The organism is Hyphococcus sp. D3-15, assembly GCF_055809375.1.
This window is the reverse complement of the sequence record NZ_CM147910.1, coordinates 994846-1019171: the sequence shown is the minus strand read 5'-3', so window position 1 is coordinate 1019171 and position 24326 is coordinate 994846. Positions and strand designations below refer to the sequence as shown.

Sequence of the window (24326 nt, the reverse complement as noted above, 5' to 3'; positions counted from 1 at the left end):
GCTGATAACATAGTTCGAAATTTGTCGCGACTATGGCGGCGGCCCAAAACGCATCGCCGCATTGCAAGGGCGCAGACCTTGCGCCATAACGGCGCGGAATTTCTCAGCTTTTTTCTAACCGGAGGGACTTTATGATACCCGGACGCGATTCCTTGAAGACGAAAAAGACGCTTTCCGCGGGCGGCGCCACTTACGCCTATTACAGCCTCAACGAAGCGGCGAAGCATATCGGCGATATTTCCCGCCTTCCCTTTTCGTTGAAGGTCCTTCTGGAAAATCTCCTGCGCTTTGAAGATGACCGCTCGGTGACGGCGGACGACATCAAGGCCTTCGCCGACTGGCTCAAAAACGGCAAGTCAACGCGAGAGATCGCCTATCGCCCGGCGCGCGTGCTGATGCAGGACTTCACCGGCGTGCCCGCCGTGGTCGACCTCGCCGCCATGCGCGACGCGATGAAAAAGCTCGGCGAAGACCCGGAGAAAATTAATCCGCTGGCGCCGGTCGATCTCGTCATTGATCACTCGGTGATGGTCGATTATTTCGGCGGACCGGACGCGTTCAAGAAAAACGTCGACCGCGAATATGAGCGCAACTCTGAGCGCTACCAGTTCCTGAAATGGGGACAGGGCGCGTTTGACAATTTCCGCGTCGTACCGCCCGGCACCGGGATCTGCCATCAGGTCAATCTCGAATATCTCGCGCAAACGGTCTGGACCGCAGACTACAAGGGCGAAACCTACGCCTATCCGGACACGCTGGTCGGCACCGACAGCCACACCACCATGGTCAACGGCCTGTCCGTTCTTGGTTGGGGCGTCGGCGGCATCGAAGCGGAAGCGGCGATGCTTGGCCAGCCGGTCTCCATGCTGATCCCCGAAGTGATCGGCTTCAAGCTCACCGGCAAATTGCCGGAAGGCGCGACCGCGACGGACCTTGTGCTGGTGATCGTGGAAATGCTGCGCAAGAAAGGCGTTGTCGGCAAGTTCGTCGAATTTTACGGGCCCGGCCTTGATCACCTCGCGCTCGAAGATCAGGCGACGATCGCCAACATGGCGCCGGAATATGGCGCCACTTGCGGCTTCTTCCCGGTTGACGATGAAACCCTGCGCTATCTCAAAGCCACCGGCCGCACAGACGAGCGCGTCGCGCTGGTTGAAGCCTATGCGAAAGAGCAAGGCATGTGGCGCGCCAAGGACACGCCGGACCCGGTCTTCACCGACACGCTGGCGCTCGACCTCGCTTCCGTGAAACCGTCACTCGCCGGACCGAAACGTCCGCAAGATCGCGTCGATCTTTCCTCCGCGCCGCAAAGCTTCGCGGTTTCGCTCGACAAGGAATATGGCAAGGCGGGCGAAGCGAATAAACGCGTCGCCGTCGCAGGCGAAAAATTCGACCTCGGTCATGGCGACGTCACCATCGCCGCCATCACCTCCTGCACCAACACATCCAACCCGTCGGTGCTGATCGCCGCCGGTCTTGTCGCGCGCAATGCGCACGCCAAAGGCCTGACTGTGAAGCCATGGGTAAAAACCTCGCTGGCGCCGGGCAGCCAGGTCGTGACGGATTATCTCGACGCCGCAGGCCTGACCGACGATCTCGACGCGCTCGGCTTCAACCTTGTCGGTTATGGCTGCACGACCTGCATCGGCAATTCCGGTCCGCTGCCCCCTGCGATTTCCAAAGCAGTGAATGAGAATGACCTCGCGGTCGCCTCGGTTCTTTCCGGCAACCGCAACTTCGAAGGCCGCGTCTCACAGGATGTGCGGGCGAACTATCTCGCCTCACCGCCGCTGGTGGTCGCCTATGCGATCGCCGGATCGATGAATGTCAATCTGACCACGGATTCGCTCGGCAAAGACAAGGACGGCAATGATGTGTTCCTGAAGGACATCTGGCCGTCCAACAAAGAGATCGCGGAAGTCGTGCGCAAGCATGTGACGGCGAAGATGTTCGCAGAGCGCTATGCGGACGTCTTCAAAGGCGACGAGAAATGGCAGGCGATCGACGCCGGCGACGGCCAGACCTATCGCTGGCCGGCGTCCACCTATGTGGCCAACCCGCCTTACTTCGAGGGCATGACCAAAGAGCCGAAGCCGGTGCAGCCGATCAACGGCGCCCGCGTCCTCGCGCTGTTCAGCGACTCGATCACCACCGACCACATCTCGCCCGCCGGATCGATCAAGGCGAGCGGGCCTGCCGGGGAATATCTCAAATCCCACCAGGTGCCGGTTGAGGAGTTCAACTCCTATGGTTCGCGGCGCGGCAATCATGAAGTGATGATGCGCGGCACCTTCGCCAATATCCGCATCAAAAACCAAATGGTGCCGGGCACTGAAGGCGGCGTGACGAAATATGTGCCGACCGGCGAAACCATGCCGATCTACGATGCGGCGATGAAATACAAAGCCGACAACGCGCCGAGCGTCGTGTTCGCGGGCAAGGAATATGGCACTGGCTCGTCGCGCGACTGGGCGGCGAAAGGCACGATCCTGCTTGGCGTGCGGGCGGTCATCGCGGAAAGCTTTGAGCGTATTCACCGCTCGAACCTGATCGGCATGGGCGTGCTGCCGCTGCAGTTCAAGGAAGGCGAAAGCTGGACTTCGCTCGGCATCACTGGCGACGAACAGGTCACGATCGAGAATGTCGACAAGATCGAGCCGCGCGCCAATGTAAAAGTCGCGATCAAATTCGCCAATGGCGAAACGAAAAATGTGGAAATGCTGGTGCGCATCGATACGGCGGATGAGCTCGACTATTTCCGCAATGGCGGCATCCTGCATTACGTCATCCGCAAGCTTGCGGCCTAGACAAAAAAACGACGGCAATCGCCGTCGTTTTCTCCGACCTTCAAAAGGCCCGCCTTATTGGCGGGCTTTTTTCTTGCGCGCAGCAGCGAGAACGCCGCCGCCAAGCAGGAACAGGCCGAGGGCGCCCGGCAGAGGGACCTCAGAGACTTCTTCAACTTTCAAGCTGGTGAAATTAAAGTTGAGAGACTTTGCGACGCCCGGCTGGGAAGCCGGATCGAGCAGCGAAACAAACAGGGAAAGATTGGTCTGACCGGTGAAAATCGCCGGATCGAACGCGCCGGGCAAAGCCGCGCTGGAGAGCGCCGAAAACAACCCGCTCAAGCCAAGCGTGAACTGAAGACGGTTGATGCCATCGAACTCGCCCACAATCTCCGACGGAGACAGGTATATATTATTGAAGGAAAGCCGGTCGCTTCCTGCGGTGAATTGGTCCGACACCTGGATCGAGCCGAAATCGCCGCTGCGCTTTCCGGAAACGCCGCCGGTTGCAAAAGCGAATTCCTTGACGCCGCCGACATAGTTGATCGCTTCACGGCTTGAGTTCGAGACAAAAGGCGTCGGTGCGGTTTCGGTGTCGTAAATGACATAACCTGAAATCGCCGAAAGCCCGTTGCCGAGTGAATTGTTGTCAGGGGATGACGAAGATGAGTTTTGACCTTCAAAAGAAATCTTGATCAGGCTCGCCTGCGCCGACCCGGCGGCGACCACAAGAGCGAGCAGAGATGAGAAGACGAACTTACCAAAACGCATGTGATGTTCCTTTCAGGGCGGACCTCGCGTCCGCGCCAGCAGGAATTAAGTCTGCCAAATGACAATGGCGTCACAGTATTTTGACGGTTTCAAGTCGTCCGCCGCGGGCGCCCGGAATGGCGCACCGCACTCCTGACGGATGCCGGACAAGGATGAACAGAAAAAATAGGACAGCATTGCAAAAGATAAGCCTGCATCAATGCTGTGTTTTATTCTCTTCAGACTAGCCAGTCTTCGCCCTTTCTGAAATAGTTTCCCTCCCATAGAAGCCAGAAAGGCGGGGGATGGGAAACGGGGCGGCGCAACATTCCGGCATCGGAAGGCTTTCCTTTGCGCTATGCGCGGCGGTTGGCGCCGCTTGCCTTGCACAGGCCCCTGCACGCGCATCGCCCTGGGCGCGACCCGGCGGGGAATTGCTGGTCATCACCCGCGCAGAATATTTCCGCACGGACCTGTCTTCGGAAGACCCGAATGGCGGCGCCTTTGAAAGTCTCGACACCAACACCTATTTCGAATTCGGCCTCACCCCTGACATCACGATCGGCGGCAAGGCGATTTACGGAACCTCATGGCTGACAAACAGCACAGGATCATATTCAGATAGCGGGTTTTCAGAATTAGAGGGATACGCGCAATATCAGTTTTTGCGCAACAACAAGCATGCGGCGTCGGTCAGGCTGTCAGCGGGCAAACCCTCCGCCTTTCAAGCCAGCGCGCGCGACACGCTTGATAGCGGCGCAGATCTAGAGGTCGCCGCGCTTTACGGGCGCAATCTGACTTTCGGGCCGGTGCAGACTTTTACCGCCATGGAACTCGGCTACCGCAAGCGCTTCGGCGCCGCCGCCGATCTGTTGCGCGGACAGGCAACGCTCGGCGCCAAAGCGGGCGATCACTGGATGCTTCTGCTGGAAAGCTTTGCGACGGTTTCCATGCGTAACGAAGAACCGGGGGGCGCTGACTACGACATCATCAAAATTCAACCGTCGATCGTTTACCGCTTCAATCATCACTGGTCGCTGCAAGCCGGCATGAATGAAGAGATAGCGGGCCGCAATCTCGCTCGCGGCCGGACTTTCTTTCTCGGTCTGTGGAGTTCGTTTTGAGCAAGGCGCTGGAGCAAACCCGGCGCGAGAAGTGCGGCGCGCCCGCAGAAGCGAAACCCGCCAAAAGCCCGACTGGCGGCGAAAACATTTATCCGCTGCGCGCGCATCGCAATGCCAGCGTCCAACGCTTGCTGTTCGAGCGGTTTGGCGGCGACATCGATTTCGCTGCGATCAGCGGTCTGGCCTCTCTCTGGCCCGAAGAATCTGCAAAGCGCCTGCTTACCGCCGGGCAAATTGCGTCATTCGCCGTTTTTCTGATCGGCCTTGTGACGCTTGCCTGGCGATGGCCGCTCGCCACGCTGGCGGGGTTCAACATCGTCGTCACCGTCTACTTCATCAGCGCCATCGCCTTTCGTTTATGGTTGCTGGTGCTGGGCAGGCATACGCCGCTCAACACCCCTGCACCGCCCCGCATGAAAGATGAAGCGCTGCCGGTCATCACCATTCTCCTGCCGCTTTATCGCGACGGCGCCGCCTTGCCGATGCTCGCGCAAGCCATCGACCAGCTTGATTATCCGGCCCGCAAAAAAGACGTGAAGCTGCTGCTTGAGGAGGACGATCCGGAAACAATTGCCGAGGCGCGCCGTCTCGGCATTGACCGGCGCTTCGACACGATCATCCTGCCGGCCCGAAACCCGCGCACCAAACCGAAAGCCTGCAATTACGGACTTTACCTCGCGCAAGGCGAGCTCATTGTCATTTATGATGCGGAAGATTTGCCGGAGCCGGATCAGCTCAGAAAAGCCGCGTCGTCTTTCGCCGCGGGCGACGCGCAACTCGCCTGCGTCCAGGCCCGGCTCAACTATTACAATCGATCGGACAACTGGCTGACCAAGCTTTTCACGCTTGAATATTCGCTGTGGTTTGACTGGCTCCTCCCCGCTCTGCAGCGTATGGGCGCGCCGATACCTCTTGGCGGAACATCGAACTTCTTCCGCACCGATGTGCTTGCTGATATTGGCGGCTGGGACCCCTATAATGTCACCGAAGACGCCGACCTTGGCCTGCGCCTGGCGCGGCTGGGGTTCCGTGTGGAAGTCATGAACTCGACCACGTTTGAGGAGGCCAATTGCCGGGTCAATAACTGGATGCGCCAGCGCTCGCGCTGGCTGAAGGGGTATCTTCAAACTTGGCTGGTGCATATGCGCCAGCCGCAAAGGATCATTGCGACGACCGGATGGCGCGGCTTTCTCGCCGTACAACTCTTCGTGGCCGGGAATGTGTTCAGCGCGGTGATCAACCCGGTCATGTGGACCTGTTTTCTGATCTGGGTGACCGTGCGCCCGCCAATCCTTGAACAGCTATTTCCGGCGCCGGTGCTCTATCTCAATCTGTTCGCGCTGATTTTCGGCAATTTGTTTTTTATCCTGTTGATGATGCTTGGGCCGCTAAAGCGGGGGTGGCGGCGCCTTTCCATCTATGGATTGACTGCGCCCGCCTACTGGTTGCTAAGCTCCGCCGCCGCCTATAAAGCATTGTGGCAGGCGGTCTTTCGCCCGCATTACTGGGAAAAGACCGACCACGTCATCAGCAAGGCCGCGCAGGAAAAACGCGAGGCTGCGCTAAAGGCGCATTTTTAAAACGGACTTAGTAGACGGACATCTCATGACGACCGACGCCGCTGCTCGCACCGCCACTATGCTCGCCGGACGGCCCTATCTGAAAATGAACGGCCTCGGAAACGAGTTCATCATCCTTGATTTGCGCGACGATCCGGCGGCGCTTGACGAAGACGCGATCCGCAAAGCCGCCGCGCCAAAGACCGGCCCCGGCTGCGATCAGTTCATCACCATTGAGCGCCGCAAAGGTTATGACGGCGTCTTTATGGGCGTTTATAACGCCGACGGCTCGGAAGTGGGCGCTTGCGGAAACGCCGCGCGCTGCGTCGGCTGGCTGTTGATGGAGGAAAGCGGGACCAACGAAGTCGAGTTCTCCACGCTCGGCGCGCCGCTTCACGCAAAGCGCGTCGGCGACAACAAAAGTGGAAACGGGCGCATCGCCGTCGATATGGGCGAGCCGAAATTCGGCTGGCGGGAAATTCCGCTCGCCGAACAGATGGATGACACCCGCTTTGTGGATGTCAAACTCGGCCCGATAGACAAGCCGGTGCTGTGGGGACCGTCGGCGGTGAATGTCGGCAATCCGCATTGCATCTTTTTCGTCGACGACGCGGAGACGCAAGCGCTCGACCGTTTCGGACCGCTGATCGAAAACCATCCGCTGTTTCCCGAGCGCGTTAATGTCTCCGTCGCGCAGGTGCTGAGCAAACATGCGATCCGCCTGCGGGTTTGGGAACGCGGCGTCGGCATCACCAAGGCTTGCGGCACCGCCGCCTGCGCCGCCGCCGTCGCCGCCCACCGCCGCCGCCTCACCGCGCGCAAGGCGACCGTCACGCTGGATGGCGGCGACCTCGCCATTGAGTGGCGCGAGGAGGATAATCACATCATCATGACCGGGCCGATCACGCTTGAAGGCGAAGGCCGCTTCAGCGAAGATTTCTGACCATGGCGAAACTCTATTTCAATTACGCCGCCATGAACGCCGGCAAATCGACAACATTGCTGCAGGCGAGTTTCAACTATCGCGAACGCGGCATGCAGACGATTGAGTTTACTGCGCGCATTGATGACCGCGTCGGAACCGGGGTGATCGCCTCACGCATCGGCCTGAAAAAAGACGCCCATATGTTCGATGCGCAAACGGATATCTTCGCCATCGTCCAGGCGGAAAGCGCGACCATGACCGCCGCCTGCGTGTTTCTGGATGAAGCGCAGTTTCTTTCCGTCGCACAGGTCATGCAACTTGCGCGGATTGTCGATGAAATCAACATTCCCGTCATCTGCTACGGATTGCGCACGGATTTCATGGGCGAATTGTTTGAAGGCAGCGCGCGCCTGCTCGCCATCGCCGATGAAATTCGCGAACTCAGAACCATCTGCAAATGCGGACGGAAAGCGACGATGAATTTACGCATCGACGCCAGCGGCAAAGCCGTCACCAGCGGCGAAAAGATCGAAATCGGCGGCAATGACCGCTACATCCCGCTTTGCCGCAAACATTTCTACGACGCGTTCAATACTTAGCCGAACGCCCCGTAAAAATTGGCGATGCCTTGCGACAAGGTGCGCGAGACCACCGAAATCTCACGCAACGGACCGATAATATCGCGGTGAATTTCAGGATAGGCGCCGCCTTCAAAGGCGTGATCTTCGACTTTTTCTTCCAGCCCCTCAAAGGCGCCGTTGGCGACGCCGCGCGCCGGGAAGATTTCGCCCAACAGTTCAATCGCCTCATCAAGGCGCCATTCAAGCACCATCGCAATCAGGTCCTGATGGGCGATGTCGTGGCGGCGGGAAAAGGGCGGCGCGCTCGCGATCAGCGACACCGCTTTCGCCATCAGCGCCTGACGAATCGCATGCAATGCTGACTGGCGATCGCGATGGGCGCCGTCCGGGTCAATATCCTGCGCTTCCAATATCGCGTCGAAACGGCGCAAATCCTGCGACAGGAAATCAGTCAGGCGGTGAAACGCATCCGATGTCTCGCCCGCGCCCAAGGCCTCCTGCGCCGCCTCATAGGCGTCCGCGCGTTTGCTCGAGCCCGCAGCGACCGCAAGCGACGACCAGTAATGCGGCGCATAAAGGGTTGCATAAGCGCGCAATACAGAAAGGTCAGTGCCGGCTCGCGCTCTTGCTGCAAGCGCGGTGAGCGCACGCATGCGCGCAGAGCTGTTGATATGCTCCACCAAGCGGTCCGGTTCGCGGCCGGCGGCCATGCCGAAACCGCCCGACACATTGGCCGGCGCCCCCAATTGCTGCAGGATCGCATTATGGGGAATGGCGCGCAGCGCGCTCAGATCAAAACCGCCGCCCTTGCCGCGCTTGGCCTGGCGCGACCCGGTCTTGTACAGGAACCGCAGCGCAAAACCGGACAGCGCGTGACGGTAATCCGACCGCTGGAAGAGCTGTTCCTGCCAGGTTTTCAGGCCGCGATAGAAATCCCAGGAATAGTTTATATCCGTATAGAAGCGGTCTTTTTCGCCAGCACCATCTTCGCTGATGATTCCGCTCCACACCAGATTGATGGTCTGCTCGGAAAGCGCCGGTGTCTGAAAATGCAGATAGCCCTCGCCGCCCTGAAAGCTGCATTCCTCAGCAAGCGGAATACCCGCCTTCGCGAAACGGCTTCTGACCCATGGGGTCGCAAGGTGGTTCAACCGGTCGGCAAAAGAATCCGGATGCGCGCCGCGACCCATGGATTCGCCGTGCGTGTTGAAGACCAATGCTTCGAGATGGGTCATCTTCGCGTCGGCAAGCGCGCGGGCGAACAAGACCTGCAAGCGCTCCACCGCGAGGCCCGCCGCGCATTGTCCCATGAAACGGCCGCTATCAGAAAAACCGAGCTGGATCGACATGCGGCCGCGACCCGACACATAGTCGAGATATTCCGGCTCGCGCAAAAGGCGCTCAAGAAACCGCCCGCCGCTTTCCAGCGCCTGCGGGGTTTCAAACAGCGGCGAAATGTCGAGCTTCTTTTCAACGCCATACAGACGCGCCAGATACACCGCGCCCATCACAGTCGCCGGCGCTTCGCATTCGGCGATCAGGAAGCGGATCGGCGTGTCGGCGTCGATATGTTTGAGAATTTCAGCGCAGAGCATGAACTGGCGCCGCGCCGTCATTTTTTCGAGAAACACCGATCCGAAATTCACCGCGCGCTCACGCGCCAGCATTGTCTTTTTCGCCGCAATATCGAGCGCTGAGCGGCCGAGGAAACCGGTATCCGGATCAAGCCCGAGATCGGCGCGCAATGCTGACCGCACTTGCGCGGCGTTCACCCGCAAATGAATGCGCGCGAGACCCAGCCCGCAGGTTTCCATTTCCGCGCGCAGCAAAATCAGCGCGGATTTTGCATCCGCATCCTCTACGGATTCAATCGCGGCGGTGATGAACTCTATCGCCGGCGCCAGCGAAATCAGCCGGCCCTCCTCCTTCCCGGTAAGGAGGTTTGCCGCGCCCACAACCACATCGGGATCATTCAGATCGCCCGCAAAAGCTTCCGCCTGACGCTCCGCCAGCGCCGCCGCCTTCGCCATCTCATCGCGCAGCGCATCAAGGCTTCCATCCGGCGCGAGCCCGGATATCTCGGAAAGCGCCGCCTCATAACGGCGCAATTGCGTCGCCTTTTCATAAATCCGTATGCGAATGGATTCGCCCCAGTGGATGTCGCTGCGGCCATCGAGGTCGTAACCCACCCAGCTTGCGATGCTGACCGGGGCGGGGCGCAAAGACGCCCATTTGCGCGGAAAGGTTTTCCGCGCCGTCTCGATGATCGCCGTGTTGAGCTTGCGCAATGCAGCTTGTGCGTTCTCAATCGCCTTGCGCGCTTCTTCATGTTCATAGCGCAAAGTGATGTCGTCTTTTTCCGCATTGGCGAGCGCCGCCAATTCCTTGCGCCAGGCTTGCAGACCGGCCTCATCATTACCGGGAAACCGCGCGATGAGTTCGCGTTTGGCGCCGCCAAGCGCGAATGTGGGATGCGCGGTGAAGACGATGCCCGCCCGCGCACGCTCCACCGTATCGCGAAACGCATCAAATCCTTTTTCAGCGAGGCTTGTCAGCGCATCGGTCAAATCGCGGCCGCCGCTGCGGCGGCGATGGAATTCCCGCGCGCGGTCTTCAAAGGCGTCATCGCCAAGCGCGCCCGCCGCCGACGCCAGATCTGCAATCGTCGCCGAGCCGTCTTCCAGCGTCAAAAACAACTCCGATGCAAGCCGCGCCACAGGGTTGATATGAGGGTCCTCGGTGGCCGCTTCCTTGTGGCGGCCGAGCTCCGCCAGCAGAGATTGAGCACTGGGTGCGTTTTTATTATGTTTTGTCATGCCCTGGTATTCCTGATGCTTGTCTTGTCGCAGCGCAGCATAGGCAAGTCCGCCCCCGGGTAAATAGGCGCGCGCCCGAACGACAGATCCTGCCAATCTCGCTCACAACCCGGTTGCGCCCGCCAAAATGAGGCGCTAGAGACCACGCTCCCTGCATGGGACGGGCTGTATATGACCGGCAGCCTTGTGGAGAGGTGCCAGAGTGGTCGATTGGGGCGGTCTCGAAAACCGTTGTGCCTTTGCGGGTACCGTGGGTTCGAATCCCACCCTCTCCGCCAGTTTCGTGCTCGCGGACAATCGTTTCGCGACGCCTTCCGCAGGGGCCTCCTGCCCGACCGGACCCCGTCGCGGCATTGGCTTTAGCGTTCAACCTACCCCGCCGCCGCCTTCTCCTGTTTGGCGATCGCCGCTGCGATCTTGTCGGCGTTTTTCTCACCCCAGCCGCAAAGCGGGACCATCGCTGCGGTGAGGCTGTGGCCAAGGGGCGTCAGCGTATAATCGACCCGGGGCGGCACCTCTTTGTAATCAGTACGCAGAACAACGCCATGCGCCTCTAACTCTTTGAGTTGCTGGATCAACACCTTGTCGCTGACGCCGCGCACGGAGCGCTTGAGCGCGCCATAGCGCATGGGCTCCTTCGCCAGGAAAAACAGGATGAGCGGCTTCCACTTGCCGGCGATCAGCCGAAGCGTCGCATCAAGACCGCAGATAAAGGGCGAGGGCGCGGGATTTTTTCTGGACATTATCTATACTTACCAAAAGGTGCATACTTGTGCAATGGAAAGCTTAGCATACCTTCTCGCCGTCCCAATCAAAGGAGATTTGTCATGGGCAAGCTTGAAGGAAAGATCGCCGTCATCACGGGCGGCGCCAGCGGCATCGGCCTGGCGACGGCGAAGCGTTTCATTGCAGACGGCGCTTTCGTCTACATTTTCGGGCGCCGGCAAAATGCGCTCGACGCGGCCTTGAAAGAGCTCGGGTCCAATGCGCGCGCGGTGCGCGGCGACATCACGGTCGCCGAAGATCTCGACCGTCTTTATCAAACGGTGAAGGCCGAAAAAGGCGGCCTGGACGTGTTGTTCGCCAATGCTGGCGTGGGCGAATTCTCCCCCTCGGTGAGATCACGCCGGAGCATTATGCGACCGCCTTCGACATCAATGTCAAAGGCACCTTGTTCACGGTCCAAAAAGCCCTGCCGCTGTTTAGAAAGGGCGCATCGATTATCCTGACCGGATCGACTGTCGGGGTGACCGGCACCCCGGCCATGAGCGTCTACAGCGCCTCGAAAGCCGCGGTGCGCAATTTCGCCCGCAGCTGGTCGCTTGATCTGAAAGGAAAAGGCGTGCGGGTGAACGTCCTCTCCCCCGGCCTGACCGAGACCGAAAGCGTCAAAGGCCTTTTCGCGGCCACCGGCATGGCGGATCACATCGAGGCAGGCTTCTTCGAAAACACGCCCTTGGGCCGGTTTGGCGACCCGTCTCGAGACCGCCGCTGTCGCGGCCTTTCTCGCCTCCGACGATCTCGAGCTTCATGACCGGCGGCGAGGTCTTCGTCGATGGCGGCTACGCCCAGGTCTGACCCTTGCGAGGCGCCCCGCCCGGCCTGAACCGGCGGGCGCGGGACGCCGCCTGACCTGACGGGGCCCGCGCCGGCCTTTCGCGCCATGCGGCCGGCCCCTATAATCCCCCGCCTGGGGCGCGCGAAAACGCCCGGATAGCGGCGTTTTCCGCCCATTTCCCGCTTGACGGGCCGGGGCCGCCGGGCTACAGACCCGCTTCTTTTAAACAACCGGGCGACAGAAACCGGGGCGAAAAAGGACACTGAGGCCGAAAGACGCGCCTCTCGGAGTCGAATATGTACGCAGTCGTGAAGACTGGCGGTAAACAATACCGCGTTTCCAAAGACGATATTTTGAAGGTTGAGCGCCTGCCCGGCGAGGCTGGCGACGTCATCACGCTGGACGACGTTCTGATGGTCGGCGAAGGCGCCGATGTGACCGTCGGCGCGCCGATGATCGACGGCGCTGCTGTGGCCGCCGAGATCCTTGAGCAAAAGCGCGACAAGAAGATCATCGTCTTCAAAAAGCGCCGGCGTCAGAATTACCGCCGTACCAAAGGCCACCGCCAGCACCTGACGGTTCTGCGCGTGACCGACATCCTGACAAACGGCGCCAAGCCGAAACCGGCGGCGAAAAAAGCCGCTAAAAAAGAAGAGCCGAAAGCAGCAGCTGCAGCTGCTGGCGCGGACGATCTGAAACTCCTCTCCGGCGTTGGTCCGGTGCTGGAGACAAAACTGCACGAAGCCGGCGTGACGTCTTTCGCGCAAATTGCAGCGTGGACGGCAAGCGATATTGAAGAATTCGACGAGAAACTCTCCTTCAAAGGCCGCATTGAGCGGGAAGGCTGGGTCGATCAGGCGAAAAAGCTCGCTAAGGGCGAATAGGAGTTAGAGATGGCGCATAAAAAAGCAGGCGGTTCCTCCCGCAACGGACGCGACTCAGCCGGACGCCGGCTGGGCGTGAAAAAATACGGCGGCGAAGCCGTGATCCCTGGCAACATCATCGTGCGTCAGCGCGGCACGAAATATCACCCTGGCGAGAATGTCGGCATGGGCAAAGACCACACGCTGTTCGCACTGACGGACGGCAAGGTTTCCTTTGCGCAAAAACGCGGCGGCAAGAATTACGTCTCCATTATTGGTGGTGGTACGGACAATTAATCGCGCCCATTTGCGGCGCTTCGGGCGCCGCTGAATGAGAGTTTCGAAAAGAAGGCGCCCCCCGGGGCGCCTTCTTTGTTTTCGGAACAGGTGATCCATGACTCTCCTTCAGACCAACCGCCTTTTGCTGCGCCCCATCGCGAAATCCGATGCGCCCGCCTTTGCCCGGCTTTGCAATGACGAACTCATCGCCCGCAATACCGCGCGCATTCCCCACCCCTACTCGCTCGACGACGCCGAAATCTTCACCGCGATCGCGGCGCACGCCTTCGCCAGCGGTAAGGAACACGCTTTCGCAGTCTGCGAGGGCGACGAGCTTGTCGGCTGTTGCGGCGTCATGCGCATCACGCTTGAAGTCTTTGAGCTCGGCTATTGGGTCGGCGCCCCGGCGCGCGGCAGAGGCGTGGCGACCGAAGCGGCGCACGCCGTTGCGCATTTCGCGTTCGAACGGCTCGGCGCGAAAAAACTGCTTTCCGGTCACTTCGCCGACAATCCGGCCTCGGGCCGCGTGCTTGACAAAATCGGCTTCCGCCCCAGCGGCGAGGAGCGGATGCAGTTTTCGCAAGGGCGCGGCTGTGAAGCGCCGTCTTTGCGCATGGCCCTTGAGCAAACGGCGTTCATCGCTCCCTCCGGCGTCGAATTCGCCTGAAGCGTGTGCGCCGAATAAATACGCGCAAGCGTGAAACAATTTGAAAAAACCCCCGCGCTTCGTTCCTCCAGCCAATTGTCTGGCGAAATTGCTGGGGTTTGCGCTTTGGCTTGCGTGAGTTTGGCGAAATTGTTCCACGCGATTTTCTGCTCCTTATCTAAAACCCGCATACACGGCGCTGGATGCGCGGCGCAGCACGGCGTTTTCCATCACTCAGCATTCTACGCCCGTCCTGAAAGACGGGGATAACTACGCACCGAATGCGGGATTCAGCGTGATTTTCGCCTCGCAGGATATGTTTCTGCCATTGCCGCTCAACCTTTGCGTGCCGGAGTGTTAGCCTGCGGGCAGCAAGGAAAGAGATCCGCCATGACCACGATCAGCGAATTCATCGTTCAAAAGGACAAGCTTTCCGAAGCGCGCGTGGAGACCCGCGACGCGCCGGCATTGAAGGAAGGCGAAGTGCTCGCGAAAATCGATCGCTTCGCGCTGACCGCCAATAATGTCACCTATGGCGTGGTCGGCGAGCGCATCGGCTATTGGAAATTCTTTCCCGTGGCGAAAGCGGGCGAAGGCATCATTCCGGTCTGGGGTTTCGCCGACATCATCGAATCGAAACATCCCGATGTTCCCGTCGGCGACCGGATTTACGGCTATTTCCCGATGGCGAGCCATCTCGTCATGGCGCCGGTGAAAGTCAGTGAAACACGCCTGTTTGACGGCGCCGCGCATCGCGCCGAACTGCCGCCCGTCTATAATTCCTATGCGCGCGTCAAGGCCGAGCCGGGCTATGACAGCGATATGGATGATGACCGTGCGGTGCTGTTTCCGCTCTACGCCACCTCTTACTGTCTCTATGACTTCATGAAGGACAATGGCTGGTACGGTGCGGAGCAAATCATCATCCCGAGCGCGTCATCGAAAACCGCCATCGGCACGGCATACGCCATCACCGAAGACAGCGCCGCGCCAAAGCTTATCGGCCTTACCTCCGCGCGCAACAAAAAGGCGGTCGAAAAACTTAAGCTGTATGCGGATGTTTTGACCTATGAAGATCTTGAAAAGGTCGACGCATCGGTTCCGTCGCTGATTATCGACATGTCCGGCAATGGCGATGTCTTAAACCGGCTGCATAAACATCTCGGCGAAAATATGCGGTACACGTCGAATGTCGGCGTCACCCATTATGAAGCGAACGCCATGGGCCCGGATTTCATCAGCGAACGCAGTCAGATGTTTTTCGCCCCCGGCCATATCCAAAAGCGAACGCAGGAATGGGGACCGGGCGCCTTTGAAAAACAGGCTTACGGTTTCTGGAAAGCCGCCGCCCTTAAATCCCGCGACTGGCTGATCATCCGGCGTGAAAATGGCGCCGGGGCGATCGCGCGCGCCTGGGCCGAACTCTATGCGGGCAAGACCCCGGCCGACGCTGCATGGATGGTGGGGTTTTAGGATTTTCCCATTAAATCCAGCATCTTAAGGGGTTTTGGCGGGCGTCTGGAATGCGCGCGCGCCGCACCCCTTACGAATTCATTGTGCAGCGCACAATAAACTGTAAACATTTCCAGCGATAATCACGGCTCATCCCCAGCGGAGCATGACGCCCATGAGTTTGCGCAACGCCGTCAACGACTGGCTTCAACAATCCCCGCAGGCGCGCCGCCTTCGGCTCGCTTATTTGCGCGCGGCGCGCGAGCTGGACCGGCGCGCGGCCAAGGCGACGACCTTGAACCTGGCGCTGCAAGGCGGCGGCGTGCTCGGCGCTTTCACCTGGGGCATACTCGACCGCCTCAGTCATGAGCGTTCGCTGGAAATCAAAGCGGTGACCGGCGCCTCTGCGGGCGCGCTGAACGGCGCCTTGTTCATTTCCGGATTGATGACCGGCGGCGGCGCGGGCGCGCGCCATACAATGAAATCCTTCTGGCGCGATATCGCCAGCGCCTCGACGCTCACCAGTTTCCTGCCAACGCCGATGGCGCTTAATGCGCAAGCCGATCTTTGGCGCCAGATGTTCACCAATCCCGGCGCGCTTTCCGCCAATCCGTTGCGCGGCGCGCTGGAAAAACATGTGGACATCGACGCCTTGCGCGCGCCCGAAGCGCCGGCGTTGTTTGTCTCGGCGACCCATGTGCAAACCGCAAAGGCGCGCATCTTCACCAAGGCGGACATCTCCATCGACGCGCTTTTGGCGTCGGCCTGCCTGCCGAATATACATCCGACTGTATGGATTGACGGCGAGCCCTATTGGGATGGCGGCTTCTCCGCCAATCCGCCGCTGGTGCCGCTGACCGATATGGGCGCGGACACAACCTTGCTGGCGCGGTTGATCCGGTCCGGTTCATTGGACCTGCCGAAAAGCGGCGCCGATGTCGACGCCTATATGAAGAACCTTTTGTTCAATCAGTCGCTCGACGATGAGCTGGCGCATTTGGCCGGCGCAAATCCGGGCTTGAACAATCTCGAGATCATTTTGCTCAGCGATTATGAAACCAGGGCGCAGATTTCCACCCGCCCGACGCCGGCGCTGATCGACGCCCTGCATGAAAAGGGACGCGTCGCGGCGGAGGATTATCTGGAGAAGTCTAGGCCCGGCGCGCAAGGGCGCAGCGATAGCGAGCCGAAAAACCGGCCCGCCGCAATCGCCTGAACGAAAGCGCCGCCGTAAAACCTATCCCTTGGCGGGCGACGTCCACCGGACGCTGTAAAGATCGTATCGGCGGTCTTTGAGGTTTTGCACCGACCCGTTTTGCCGGGCCGTCAGCAAATCCTTCAGGCTGAGATCCGCGACCGCCACGGTCTCGGTCCCGGCCGGCGTATCGGCGGCGATGCCGTCGCGCGCAAACGGAAAGTCCGACGGCGTCATCACGCAGCTTTCCGCATAGTGAATGCCCATATTCTCCACATTGGGCAGATTTCCGACAATCCCGGAAAGCACCATGTAGCACTGGTTTTCAACGGCGCGCGCCTGACAGCAATATCGAACGCGCAAATATCCGCGCCGCTCATCGGTGCAGAAAGGCACGAATAAAATAAGCGCGCCCTGATCCACAAGATGACGGCCAATTTCCGGAAACTCGCTGTCGTAACAGATCATCACGCCGATCGGACCGCAATCGGTGTTGATCACCGACGCGCCGTCGCCGCCCTTGATGTTCCACCAGGTCGCTTCTGTCGGCGTCGGATGCAGCTTTTCCTGCAGATAGACCGATCCGTCGCGCAAAAAGACGTAGCAGACATTTCTGATCTCGCCATCGGCCATCCGGGTCGGATGGGTGCCGCCGATAATGTTGATGTTGTAGGAGACTGCGAGCTTTTCCATGAAAGCGCAGAACCGGTCCTTGTATTCCGCGACCCTGGCGATGGCGATTGTCGGCGCGAGATCTTTTTCATCGAGCGACAACAGCGCCAGCGTGAACATCTCCGGAAAGGCGACAAAGTCGGCGCCGTAATCGGCGGCGGTGTCGACGAAGAATTCAACCTGTTCCTCAAAATCTTCGAGGCTGGTGATGCGCCGCATTCTGAACTGCACCGTCGCCACGCGCACCGTATCGGGGAGCCGCGCATCGGGCCGCGTCGCCTTCACCGCGTCCGGCCCCGGCGCGACTGGATTGCGCCAGACCATCAGCGCCGCATAGCCCTTCGAGTCGCGGTCATTCGCCTGGTAGTTCGGCAACACGCCTTCTATGGCGAAGCCCTGCGCGAGCTGGAAATTGACGACCTGGTCCTTGATCTTTTTCTCAACGACCGCGTTCAGATAGGCTTCCGGCGTTGCGTATTCTTTTTCGCGGCGCAGAAATCCGGGAAGCCGCCCGCCAAAGACAATGCCTTTCAATTCCCAATGCTGACACAGCTCGCGGCGCAGCTTGTAGAGCCGCTGCCCGATCCGCAGACGGCGGCGGTCGGGATCAACCGAAACCTCCATCCCGTAAAGGAAATCGCCATCGGGATCATGACGGGAGGCGAAGCCGCCGCCGGTGATCTCCATCCATGTATGCGGCTTGAAAGCGAGCGCTTCGGAAATGATGAAGGTCGAACAGAAGCCGACAATCGCGCCTTCATATTCTGCGATGAACTGGCCTTCGGGGAAGCGGTTGATCTGGCCGAGCAGCGCGTCTTCGGTCGATCCTTCCGCATCGCCATAGACCTTGCGCGAAAGCGCCGCGAGCGCGGGCGCGTCGGCGACGGCGGCGTTTCTTAAAACGAGTTTCGCCTTTGCGGCTGGCGTCCGGCTCATTTAATCTCTTTCCGTACTGGGCATGGGTTTACTGGACGGGGGTGTGCTGGACATGAATATCGCTGCGCCCTTCCCGCCGGCGGTGAATCTTGCACGGCGTCGAGGGCGCTTCGCCAGCCTGTCTCGCTGGCTCGAAGCGCCATAATACGCCTATAAAGACCGCGCGTCTCGAAAGGAATTTATATGACCAGCCCCGACCGGCCGCGCCTGCTTGTGGACATTGTCGCCGACCCGGTTTGCCCGTGGTGCTATGTGGGCCTCAAATCCTTTTTGCTGGCGAAGGAGCGCGTCAAGGATGAGTTCATCGTCCTGCCGCGCATCCGCGCCTACCAGCTCAATCCCGACACGCCCGAAGGCGGCGTCGACCGGCGCGAATATTACGCGCGGAAATTTCCCGACGAGGCGCAGCGCGCGCAAATGATCCACCAGCTCAAAGCTGCGGCGCTGGGCGCGGGCTTCGCCTTTGACCCGTCTTTGCCGACGCATCTTCCCAATACGCTGAAGGCGCATCAGATCATCCGCCTCGCCCATTTCGACGGGGCGCAGGAGCGGTTGGCGCTGGCGCTTTACGCGGCCTATTGGGACAAGGGCGCCGATATTGGCGACGCTGACGTGCTCGCCGCCATCGCCGAGGAAGCCGGTCTCGACCGGGAGAACGCGCAGCGCGATCTTGAAAATCCGAAAAGCGCAAGCGAGGTGAAAGCGGAAGCCGAAGCGTTCCGGCAGGCGGGCGTCACCGGCGTGCCCACCTATATCGCAAATGAACGCACCGGCTTTTCCGGCGCCTTGCCCCCGGCGCGCCTTGCGGACGCCTTGCGTCAGGCGGCGGCGGAAACACGCGCCCAATAGGGCGCCCCGGCGCAACAGCCGGACGGCATGAAAATCGCACCGCCAGCGCTCATGAAACGCATCACGCTCCTGATCGCCCTGCTTTGCGCCGCATTCGCCCCGGCCCATGCGGAGATGACGGTTAACAGCGCCCCCGCGCTGGAACAGGCCGTTCAAAAAGCGCGCAAGGGCGAAACCATTCGAATCACCGCCGGGCGCTATGACCTCACAGATTTGAAAATTCCCCGCGACGTCACCCTTATCGGCAATGGCGAAGTTATTTTTTATTCCACCCGACCGACGGAAAAAGGCATCCTGAACCCGCTTTGGGACGCCTCGCTCCGTGTCGAGAATATCCGCTTTGAAGGGGCCCGCGCACCTGACCTAAACGGCGCCGGAATACGACATGACGGGCTCAATCTGACCGTCGTAAATTGCAGTTTTGTCGGCAATGAGGATGGTATCCTGGCTACTGGCCAGGCGCGGGGCGTGATCACAATCACCGGCTCAGCCTTTATCGGCAATGGATATGGCGACGGCTATTCGCACGCGATTTACGCCGCCGACGGTTACAAGCTCGATATCAGCGCCAGTAAATTCATCGGCACGCGCATTGGCCACCACGTCAAATCGCTCGCCGCAATCACGCGCATCGTCAACTCCAGCTTCGATGATGCGGACGGCAAAACCAGCTATTCCATCGATGCGTCGCGCGGCGGCCATGTAAGGATAGAAGGTAATAGCTTTATTCACGCCGCTGACGGCGACAATTCTACATTGATCAATTACGACCAGACGCGGGGCGGAAATGCGGATGCTTTAGTGATCACAGGAAACCGCATTACCAACCGCAATCGCAATGGCCGCTTGTTGCGAAATGAAACAAGCGTAACACCAATAATCAGCGGCAATGATATCGTGAATGAGGCCGGCGGACGCCTCAATCTTAATTAGATTATAACATCTATATTTGGAAAAAGGCGCACAAAGCGCACTAAGGACAGCCTTGACGAGTTGCCGTCACTGTATTCTAAATCTTTCCTGCGACTTTGTTTTGACTGACCTTCACGACCCCGCCCACCTCTCGGGAAGAATGGCCGTAAGTTAAGATCCCAAGACATGGTTGCCGACCCAAGACCCCTTGCCGATCTGCAGTCGCGAATTTGCACAGGGGACGACGCCATGAATAGGAGATCGAAGAATGGCCACAGGCGATGTCAAATGGTTCAACGCCACTAAAGGATACGGTTTTATCGCTCCCGATGACGGCGGTAATGACGTGTTCGTTCACATTTCCGCTGTGAAAGAAGCGGGCATGGCTGATCTGCAGGAAGGTCAAAAAGTTTCGTATGACCTTGTTGACCAGCGCGGCAAAACTTCCGCCGGAAACCTCAAGCCGGTTTAAATTTCGTTCGATGACTCGAACCGCCGCGCGCAGCCCATGTCGCGGCGGTTTTCTTTTGCGCATGCTATATATTCTGTATAGAAATTATTTTTTCGGCGCCGGGCGCGACCGGCGGGCGCTTGCAAGGCGCTTTTTGCGTCATGCCTTAAAGAGCGGCTGTCATTTCGTTCAAGCAACAGACTTGCAGCGGCGCAAACCCCGGGCAGCCGGCGGCGCCGACACAGGAAAAATTCGCGATTGAAAGAAACTGGCGGACCCGACAGGATTCGAACCTGTGGCCTCTGCCTTCGGAGGGCAGCGCTCTATCCAGCTGAGCTACGGGTCCAGCAACAGGGGACGGGGTGTACGCGATTGGGGCGCCCTCGGCAAGCCGCAGGAAATGCGCGCCGGGCGGCCGCACAGCCCCCATGTTAAAACCCGGACAGGCCCTGCAGCGCCCAGATTTCGCCCCCTTGATGCGCTATGAGGGAGGTGCGAGACAGGTGACGGCCCGGTCGGGGCCCGCTCAGTCAGCGCGAAAGGGCTCAATCTTGATGAAAACACTCCTCACCGCCGCATCCGCCTTGATCGCCAGCGCCCTTTCCGGCGCGGCCGCGCAAGCGCCGCAGCCAGCGCCAGAGCCCGCCGCCAGCCTTTCGGTCGCTTCGGCGGCGCCGGCCATGTGGCGCGTCACCGACGCCGATTCAGACTATGTCCTGTTCGGCACTTTTCACATACTCCCGCCCGGTCTCGACTGGCGCCGCGATGCGATGAACGCCGCTTTCGCCAATGCCGGGACGGTATATTTCGAGGTTGACGCCAACACACCGGAAGCCACGTCGAAAACGCTCAACACGGTGATGACGAAAGGCTTCAACAAGCCCGGCGTGATGCTGTCCAGCATGCTGGGCGCTGCGGATGCGCAAAAGCTGCGCGAGATTTCCGGTGAAGTGGGCCTGCCCTTTGCGGCGATCGATCCGATGCGGCCCTGGTATGCGTTTTTGACTTTGAGCGTTCAATTCATCGTCAATCAGGGCTTCGACCCCGGCGCAGGCGCCGACAGCATCCTGTCCAAGGAAGCGAAAGCCGCCGGCAAGGAGTTGCGCTTTTTCGAAACCATTGACGAGCAGCTCGCCTTTTTCACGACCCTGGCGCCCGAAATTGAAAAAGACCTGCTGGTGCTCACCATTCGCGACTGGGACAAGCAGGAAGCCGCCTTTGACGATCTGTTCCGGGCCTGGGCGGAGGCCGATCTCGGCCTTATCGATCAACAAATGAACCAGGACATGCGCGAGCAGGCGCCGGAGGTTTATGAAAGGCTGATCGTTGCGCGCAACGAAGCCTGGGCGGAGGAACTGGACGCCGTCCTTAAAGCAGAAAACGGCGCCGGGTTTGTCGCTGTCGGCGCGGCGCATCTGGTTGGCGAAAAGACCTCCCTGCCGGCGCTGCTCGCCGCCAAGGGCTATACGGTCACGCGCTATGGCGAAACGCCGGCCGCAGCGAATGACAACGACCAGTAGACGCGAACGCTTCGCCCGAACGGTTTAAACGTCGAGCGCCGCCGAAAGCGCGTTTTCCTGAATGAACTCCCGGCGCGGTTCAACGATGTCGCCCATCAGTCGCGAGAAGATGCTGTCGGCGGCGTCGGCTTCTTTCACCTTCACCTGCAGCAACACGCGCGCATTTTCATCAAGCGTCGTTTCCCAGAGCTGGTCCGGGTTCATCTCGCCGAGACCTTTATAGCGCTGCATCTTGACGCCAGCCTCGCCCGCCATGCGCGCGGCGCGCAACAGGCTGTTGGGGCCGGTGACCACATGGCGCTGCTCCTTGCGCAACCATGTGGCGGGTTTGTCGAACGCATCGGCGAGACCGGCCATGCCGGCCTGCACCTTTTTGGCGTCCGCCGACATCAGCATGTCGCGCGTCAGCACATGGCGTTCATTGACGCCGCGCAATTCACGCTCGAACACATAACCGCCCTCGCCGTCCGGCGCGCCCTTCCAGCCGCGTTCAAACTCGTCAGCGATCATGTCGAGCCGCTCAGCCACCTTGTCAGCAAGCGCCTGCGCCTCATCTCCGTCGGGCGCTTCGGACAGCGCGCGCGCCAGCGCGGCCTGCACGATGATGTCGCGATTATAGCGGATCGGAAATTCGTCAATCGCTTCGCGCACTTTACGCGCCCGGGCGATCAGCGCCGCCAGATCCGGCCCGGCGATGGTCTCGCCGCCGGCAAGCGCCAGCGATGCGTCGGTAATGCCTTCCGCGTAAAGGTGATCTTCCAGCGCGTCATCATCGAGCAGATATTGCTCGGACTTGCCCCGTGACACTTTGTAGAGCGGCGGCTGGGCGATGAAGAGATGACCGCGACGGATAAGCTCCGGCATTTGCCGGAAGAAGAAGGTCAGCAACAAGGTGCGAATATGCGCGCCGTCGACATCGGCGTCAGTCATGATGACGATCTTGTGGTAGCGCAGCTTGTCCGGATTGAAATCATCGCGGCCAATGCCGGTGCCGAGCGCCGTGATCAGCGTGCCGATTTCCTGACTGGACAACATCTTGTCGAAACGCGCGCGCTCGACATTCAAGATCTTGCCGCGCAAGGGCAAGACGGCCTGGTTTTCACGATTGCGGGCCTGCTTGGCGGAGCCGCCAGCGGAGTCACCCTCGACGATGAAGATTTCAGAGCGCGCCGGGTCGCGTTCCTGACAATCGGCGAGCTTGCCCGGCAGCGACGCCACATCCAGCGCCGATTTACGCCGCGTCAGCTCGCGCGCCTTGCGCGCCGCCTCACGGGCGGCGGCGGCTTCGGCGATTTTAAGGACGATGCGCTTGGCGTCGCCGGGATTTTCTTCAAACCACTCGCTCAGTTTTTCGCTGACAGCGCTTTCGACAACCGGGCGCACTTCCGACGACACCAGCTTGTCTTTCGTCTGCGAGGAGAATTTCGGGTCAGGCACTTTCACCGACAACACGCAGGTCAGCCCTTCGCGCGCATCATCGCCGGTGAGCGACACCTTTTCCTTTTTCGCAATGCCGGAGCTCTGCGAATAATTGTTGATGATGCGCGTCAGGCCGGCGCGGAACCCGGCCAGATGCGTGCCGCCATCGCGCTGGGGAATGTTGTTGGTGAAGCACAAAACTTTCTCGTGATAGCTGTCATTCCACCACATGGCGACATCCACAACGAGGCCGTCACGCTCCGTCGAAAACGAGATCGGCGCGCCAATCAACGAGCTTTTCGATTCATCGAGATAGCGGACAAAAGCTTCAAGCCCGCCCTCATACATCATCTCTTCGGTGCGCGTTTCCACATGGCGTTTGTCGACCAAACGGATCGCCACGCCGGAATTGAGGAATGCAAGCTCGCGCAAACGATGTTCCAGCGTGTCGAAATCGAATTCCGTGCCGGTGAAAATTTCCTTTGAAGGAAGGAACGTCACCTCGGTGCCGGTTTTCACCGCGTCGCCGACCACAACCAGGTCGTCAACCGGCTCACCCATGCGGAACTGCATGTAATGTTCTTTGCCATTGCGGCGGATGCGCAGATCGAGCCATTCGGACAGCGCATTGACCACGGAAACGCCAACGCCGTGCAAGCCGCCGGAAACCTTGTAGGAGTTCTGGTCGAACTTTCCGCCTGCATGCAACTGGGTCATGATGACCTGCGCAGCGGAGACGCCTTCTTCGGTGTGGATGTCGGTGGGAATGCCGCGGCCATTATCCGTCACCGTCACCGAGCCATCTTCATTCAAAATGACTTCAACCGTGTCGCAATAGCCCGCCAGCGCCTCGTCAATGGCGTTGTCGACGACTTCATACACCATGTGGTGCAGGCCCGAACCGTCATCCGTATCGCCGATATACATGCCCGGCCGCTTGCGCACTGCGTCAAGACCTTTGAGCACTTTGATGGAATCGGCGCCGTATTCCTCTTGGGGCGCGGCGTTATTCGCCATGGGTCTTTTCTTTCTT

The 24326-nt window shown here is 59.8% G+C and carries 19 protein-coding genes, 2 tRNA genes and 1 pseudogene; 16 read left to right on the top strand and 6 right to left on the bottom strand.

Annotation, left to right across the window (positions count from 1 at the left end; genetic code table 11):
- Positions 1-131 precede the first annotated feature (131 nt).
- The gene (gene acnA, locus AC0L8G_RS05230; protein WP_473387394.1) at positions 132-2807 is read left to right on the top strand and encodes an aconitate hydratase AcnA; all 2676 of its coding nucleotides are present in this window, start codon (positions 132-134) and stop codon (positions 2805-2807) included.
- Positions 2808-2861: 54 nt separating this feature from the next.
- On the opposite strand, the gene AC0L8G_RS05225 is transcribed toward acnA, so the two are convergent.
- Entirely contained in the window at positions 2862-3557 is a 696-nt protein-coding gene (locus tag AC0L8G_RS05225) for a hypothetical protein (protein WP_473387393.1), read from the bottom strand.
- 284 nt (positions 3558-3841) lie between these two features.
- Here AC0L8G_RS05225 and AC0L8G_RS05220 point away from each other — a divergent pair, with 284 nt between their 5' ends.
- The 4 genes from AC0L8G_RS05220 to AC0L8G_RS05205 are packed head-to-tail and all read left to right on the top strand — an operon-like array spanning position 3842 to position 7743.
- Complete coding sequence (locus AC0L8G_RS05220; protein WP_473387390.1) at positions 3842-4660, top strand: hypothetical protein; 819 nt, start codon at positions 3842-3844, stop codon at positions 4658-4660.
- A complete protein-coding gene (locus tag AC0L8G_RS05215) occupies positions 4657-6240 on the top strand; it encodes a glycosyltransferase family 2 protein (RefSeq protein WP_473387388.1) in 1584 nt (527 codons plus the stop codon). The genes AC0L8G_RS05220 and AC0L8G_RS05215 overlap by 4 nt, the downstream gene beginning before the upstream one ends.
- A gap of 25 nt (positions 6241-6265) precedes the next feature.
- Complete coding sequence (gene dapF / locus AC0L8G_RS05210) at positions 6266-7162, top strand: diaminopimelate epimerase (RefSeq protein WP_473387387.1); 897 nt, start codon at positions 6266-6268, stop codon at positions 7160-7162.
- Positions 7163-7164: 2 nt separating this feature from the next.
- Positions 7165-7743 carry a thymidine kinase gene (locus AC0L8G_RS05205; RefSeq protein WP_473387385.1) on the top strand — a complete coding sequence of 193 codons (579 nt, stop codon included), beginning with the start codon at positions 7165-7167 and terminating at the stop codon, positions 7741-7743.
- Here AC0L8G_RS05205 and AC0L8G_RS05200 read toward each other — a convergent pair.
- Positions 7740-10541, bottom strand: a complete 2802-nt coding sequence (locus tag AC0L8G_RS05200; protein WP_473387383.1) for a phosphoenolpyruvate carboxylase — start codon at positions 10539-10541, stop codon at positions 7740-7742. The genes AC0L8G_RS05205 and AC0L8G_RS05200 overlap by 4 nt on opposite strands.
- Before the next feature lie 188 nt (positions 10542-10729).
- Between AC0L8G_RS05200 and AC0L8G_RS05195 the strand changes: the two genes are divergently transcribed.
- Positions 10730-10819 (top strand) — tRNA-Ser (locus AC0L8G_RS05195).
- A gap of 93 nt (positions 10820-10912) precedes the next feature.
- Here the strand turns inward: AC0L8G_RS05195 and AC0L8G_RS05190 are convergent.
- Positions 10913-11284 carry a winged helix-turn-helix transcriptional regulator gene (locus AC0L8G_RS05190; protein WP_473387381.1) on the bottom strand — a complete coding sequence of 124 codons (372 nt, stop codon included), beginning with the start codon at positions 11282-11284 and terminating at the stop codon, positions 10913-10915.
- Positions 11285-11368: 84 nt separating this feature from the next.
- On the opposite strand from AC0L8G_RS05190, the pseudogene AC0L8G_RS05185 reads away from it, so the two are divergent.
- The 6 genes and pseudogenes from AC0L8G_RS05185 (at position 11369) to AC0L8G_RS05160 (ending at position 16555) form a co-directional block, all read left to right on the top strand.
- A pseudogene (locus AC0L8G_RS05185) lies at positions 11369-12119 on the top strand (SDR family NAD(P)-dependent oxidoreductase).
- Positions 12120-12395: 276 nt separating this feature from the next.
- The gene (gene rplU / locus AC0L8G_RS05180; protein ID WP_473387379.1) at positions 12396-12983 is read left to right on the top strand and encodes a 50S ribosomal protein L21; all 588 of its coding nucleotides are present in this window, start codon (positions 12396-12398) and stop codon (positions 12981-12983) included.
- Positions 12984-12992: 9 nt separating this feature from the next.
- Entirely contained in the window at positions 12993-13259 is a 267-nt protein-coding gene (rpmA, locus tag AC0L8G_RS05175) for a 50S ribosomal protein L27 (protein ID WP_473387377.1), read from the top strand.
- Between the two features lie 97 nt (positions 13260-13356).
- A complete protein-coding gene (locus AC0L8G_RS05170) occupies positions 13357-13908 on the top strand; it encodes a GNAT family N-acetyltransferase (RefSeq protein WP_473387375.1) in 552 nt (183 codons plus the stop codon).
- A 369-nt stretch (positions 13909-14277) separates the two neighbouring features.
- On the top strand, positions 14278-15360 hold the full coding sequence (locus AC0L8G_RS05165) for a DUF2855 family protein (protein ID WP_473387374.1): 1083 nt from the start codon (positions 14278-14280) through the stop codon (positions 15358-15360).
- Between the two features lie 154 nt (positions 15361-15514).
- Entirely contained in the window at positions 15515-16555 is a 1041-nt protein-coding gene (locus tag AC0L8G_RS05160; RefSeq protein ID WP_473387373.1) for a patatin-like phospholipase family protein, read from the top strand.
- A 21-nt stretch (positions 16556-16576) separates the two neighbouring features.
- On the opposite strand, the gene AC0L8G_RS05155 is transcribed toward AC0L8G_RS05160, so the two are convergent.
- The gene (locus AC0L8G_RS05155) at positions 16577-18142 is read right to left on the bottom strand and encodes a bifunctional GNAT family N-acetyltransferase/carbon-nitrogen hydrolase family protein (RefSeq protein WP_473387371.1); all 1566 of its coding nucleotides are present in this window, start codon (positions 18140-18142) and stop codon (positions 16577-16579) included.
- 183 nt (positions 18143-18325) lie between these two features.
- On the opposite strand from AC0L8G_RS05155, the gene AC0L8G_RS05150 reads away from it, so the two are divergent.
- The 3 genes from AC0L8G_RS05150 to AC0L8G_RS05140 all read left to right on the top strand — a co-directional run bounded on the left by AC0L8G_RS05150 (position 18326) and on the right by AC0L8G_RS05140 (position 20375).
- Positions 18326-18991 carry a DsbA family oxidoreductase gene (locus AC0L8G_RS05150; RefSeq protein WP_473387369.1) on the top strand — a complete coding sequence of 222 codons (666 nt, stop codon included), beginning with the start codon at positions 18326-18328 and terminating at the stop codon, positions 18989-18991.
- Between the two features lie 27 nt (positions 18992-19018).
- Positions 19019-19924 carry a right-handed parallel beta-helix repeat-containing protein gene (locus AC0L8G_RS05145; protein WP_473387368.1) on the top strand — a complete coding sequence of 302 codons (906 nt, stop codon included), beginning with the start codon at positions 19019-19021 and terminating at the stop codon, positions 19922-19924.
- Between the two features lie 247 nt (positions 19925-20171).
- Positions 20172-20375: a cold-shock protein gene (locus AC0L8G_RS05140; protein WP_473387367.1), complete on the top strand. Its 204-nt coding sequence runs from the start codon at positions 20172-20174 to the stop codon at positions 20373-20375.
- 248 nt (positions 20376-20623) lie between these two features.
- On the opposite strand, the gene AC0L8G_RS05135 is transcribed toward AC0L8G_RS05140, so the two are convergent.
- A tRNA-Arg gene (locus AC0L8G_RS05135) sits at positions 20624-20700 on the bottom strand.
- A gap of 208 nt (positions 20701-20908) precedes the next feature.
- On the opposite strand from AC0L8G_RS05135, the gene AC0L8G_RS05130 reads away from it, so the two are divergent.
- Positions 20909-21874: a TraB/GumN family protein gene (locus tag AC0L8G_RS05130; RefSeq protein ID WP_473388802.1), complete on the top strand. Its 966-nt coding sequence runs from the start codon at positions 20909-20911 to the stop codon at positions 21872-21874.
- Positions 21875-21898: 24 nt separating this feature from the next.
- Here AC0L8G_RS05130 and gyrB read toward each other — a convergent pair whose 3' ends face one another.
- Positions 21899-24310 (bottom strand): DNA topoisomerase (ATP-hydrolyzing) subunit B, encoded by a 2412-nt coding sequence (gene gyrB / locus AC0L8G_RS05125; protein WP_473387364.1) that lies wholly within the window; start codon positions 24308-24310, stop codon positions 21899-21901.
- Positions 24311-24326 lie beyond the last annotated feature (16 nt).